The organism is Bacillus sp. AP50 (assembly GCF_040492675.1).
In the GTDB taxonomy this organism is placed as follows: Bacteria; Bacillota; Bacilli; order Bacillales; family Bacillaceae_G; genus Bacillus_A; species Bacillus_A cereus.
This window is the reverse complement of the sequence record NZ_JBEUTW010000615.1, coordinates 1-3156: the sequence shown is the minus strand read 5'-3', so window position 1 is coordinate 3156 and position 3156 is coordinate 1. Positions and strand designations below refer to the sequence as shown.

Sequence of the window (3156 nt, the reverse complement as noted above, 5' to 3'; positions counted from 1 at the left end):
GTATAAAATCTTTATATTTTAATAAAATACATATCCTTATGCAAAATTGCATATTAATATGTATTCTTCTTACTTTAAAATTAGCTTAAATAACTTTCCAAATTATACAAATAACAAGTTTAAAATGTTATAATTTTCAAAAAAACATTGGAGGATATTATGAAAGCTCACGCAATTTTCGATTTCTTACATTTACTAGTCTTAACGCTGAAAAGCTATTATGTATGGGGAATGCCTATCTATGTCTTCATTATTCCTCTTATCTTTGTAGTCGGTTATATTATTATTAATTCTAATAAGAAACAAAAAAATACATCTATTCAAAGTCACTAATCTATTACATTAATAACCTCCTAAAAATCATATTCCCCTCATTTTCTTCAAATGATATGATGAACAAGGGTATATCCCCACCACTCTTATAGCGGTGGGGATTTTAATGTAAATATGCAACATACTACACAATAGAAGGTGATTTTTATGAGAAAATACGCAGCAATTGCTTTATGTACGTCTGCCATTCTAGCAGGCTGTAATACTAACAATGTAAGTCCAGAACCTAAAAAAGAGAAAACGGCTCAAGGGATTAAGAAACAAGAAGAGACTGTGCAAGAACAAGGTAAAATCTCATATAATTCAGTTACACACGAATCTACAAACACAAGTATTCATATTACAGACATAAAAGATTCTTTAAATGAAGTACAATATAAAATTTGGCGCACAGCTGATGGCAAGGAAAGTGCTAAATCTTTTTCTTCTAAAGAAAAAGAGAAACAATTCACACTTCCTTTTGATATAAAGGAATTTGAAGGAAAACGCGGTGAGTTCCAAATTGAAGCAACAGGAATGAAAGAAGATGGGAAAACAATCCCGCTTACGAAATCTACTATTACTTTCGAACAAAAGGTTCCTGTTCTTATGTATCACGCAATTGATGATTATCATGGTCAAGGCATTAAAGACTTATTCGTATCACCAGCTAACTTTGAAGCACAAATGAAACATTTAAAGGACAATGGTTATACGCTTTTAACGTTTGAACGCTGGGGCGATATAAATAAAGTAAATAAACCGATTTTCGTTACATTTGATGACGGTATGAAAAATAATATGAATGCATTTCGCATTTTACAAAAGCTAAAAGATGATACTTTTAAACCGGCAGCAACAGAATATATGATTGTTGATAACGTTGATGTAGAAGGAGCATTGTCTACTTCTGAAATAAAAGAAATGGTTGATTCCGGCATTTTCTCGGTGCAATCTCATACTGCAACACATGCAGACTTACCGAAAATTACAAACTATGAGGAAGAGTTAAAAGGTTCAAAAGAAAAGCTAGAAAAAATAACAGGTAAGCCTGTTATCGCGATTGCTTATCCATTCGGTCATGTAGATGATAAGGTTGTTGCAGAAACGAAGAAGTATTATCAATTTGCGACGACGACAAAGCCTGGGCAATTCATTACGAAGGGTGAACCTGATGAATTGTTAAAGATGAAGCGCGTTCGTATACACCATACAACGACTGTAGAGCAGTTTGCTTCTTCAATTAAGTAAATATAAGGGCTCAATACATTTTGAGCTCTCTTTTTACTTTATATTTATATATATTTTTAGAATTTTCTTGTATTATATATAGTAAGAAATCTTTCAAATTAAAGGAGATTATACATATGTCATTTGAACAAACGTTAGAGAAATATGCTGCTCTTGCAGTTAATGTTGGTGTTAATATTCAACCTGGACAAACTTTATCAATTAGTGCACCTCTTGAAGCTGTACAATTTGTACGCCTCGTTACAGAAAAAGCATATAAATCTGGTGCAAAACACGTATATGTAGATTGGAATGATGAGACGTTAACACGCTTAAAATTCGATCTAGCTCCTGAAGAAGCTTTCGCTGAATTTCCATCTTGGAAAGCACATGCTCGTGAAGAATTAGCAAAAGAAGGCGCTGCATTTATGTCTATCTATGCAGAAAACCCTGATTTATTAAAAGGTGTAGAACCATCGCGTATCGCAACAGCTCATAAAGTAGCTGGAGAAGCAATGAAAGTATACCGTGATTACGTACAAGCAGATAAAGTAAGCTGGTGTGTCATTTCTGTTCCTACGAAAGAATGGGCTGCGAAAGTATTCCCTGACGTAGCGCCAGAAGAACAAGAAGCCAAGTTATGGGATGCTATTTTCAAAGCTACTCGTGCTGATTTAGAAAATCCTGTAGAAGCATGGAAAGAACATGATGAAACATTACATACAAAAGTGGATTACTTAAACGAAAAGCATTATAAAGCTCTTCACTATACAGGTCCTGGAACAGATTTAACAATCGAACTTCCAGAAAAACATGTATGGGCTGGTGCTGGTAGCTTAAATGAAAAGAACGTACCATTTATGGCTAATATTCCAACTGAAGAAGTATTTACAATGCCACTTAAAACAGGTGTAAACGGCCAAGTTTCTAGTACAAAACCGTTAGTATTTGCAGGTAATATTATCGATAATTTCACGTTAACATTTGAAAACGGACGTATCGTAGACTATAAAGCTGAAGCTGGTGAAGAAGCTTTAAAACATTTAGTAGAAACAGATGAAGGTTCTCACTTCTTAGGGGAAGTAGCTTTAGTACCTCATGACTCACCAATTTCAAACACAAATGTTTTATTCTACAATACACTATTTGACGAAAATGCATCTTGCCACCTTGCGATTGGAAATGCTTACGCATTTAACTTAGTTGGCGGAAAAACAATGTCTAAAGAAGAACTTGCTGAAAACGGCGCAAACGCTAGTATTACACACAACGACTTCATGATTGGATCAGCTGAGCTTGATATTGACGGTATTACTGCTGATGGCAGACATGAGCCTATCTTCCGTAAAGGTAACTGGGCGTTTTAAATTTATTACCATAAAGAAACACATTGGATAATCCAATGTGTTTCTTTATTTATTTGGTTTCAATTCAAATTTTATTGTTCTATTTTCACGCGTAAACTCTGGTCTATACGTAGCGATATACGTATTTTCTTTCGCTACGTCAAATAGCATGATATCTTGAATTTTTTCTTCTGGTGCTAACTTTTTACTAATAAAGCTATCAGGGTTATTATATTCTTTAAATCTTGTACCTTTCTTATCGGTAATC

3 protein-coding genes and 1 pseudogene are annotated in these 3156 nt (G+C 34.0%); 3 read left to right on the top strand and 1 reads right to left on the bottom strand.

The window, feature by feature from the left end; translation table 11 throughout:
* Nucleotides 1–159 precede the first annotated feature (159 nt).
* The 3 genes from ABWK52_RS27375 to ABWK52_RS27365 all read left to right on the top strand — a co-directional run bounded on the left by ABWK52_RS27375 (nucleotide 160) and on the right by ABWK52_RS27365 (nucleotide 2909).
* Nucleotides 160–333 (top strand): hypothetical protein, encoded by a 174-nt coding sequence (locus ABWK52_RS27375; protein WP_000643592.1) that lies wholly within the window; start codon nucleotides 160–162, stop codon nucleotides 331–333.
* A gap of 147 nt (nucleotides 334–480) precedes the next feature.
* Nucleotides 481–1563, top strand: coding sequence for a polysaccharide deacetylase family protein (locus ABWK52_RS27370; protein WP_001233712.1), 1083 nt, complete (start codon nucleotides 481–483; stop codon nucleotides 1561–1563).
* Nucleotides 1564–1679: 116 nt separating this feature from the next.
* Nucleotides 1680–2909 (top strand): aminopeptidase, encoded by a 1230-nt coding sequence (locus tag ABWK52_RS27365; protein ID WP_000007357.1) that lies wholly within the window; start codon nucleotides 1680–1682, stop codon nucleotides 2907–2909.
* 45 nt (nucleotides 2910–2954) lie between these two features.
* Here ABWK52_RS27365 and ABWK52_RS27360 read toward each other — a convergent pair.
* Nucleotides 2955–3156: pseudogene (locus tag ABWK52_RS27360) on the bottom strand (DUF4352 domain-containing protein); the annotation flags it as partial.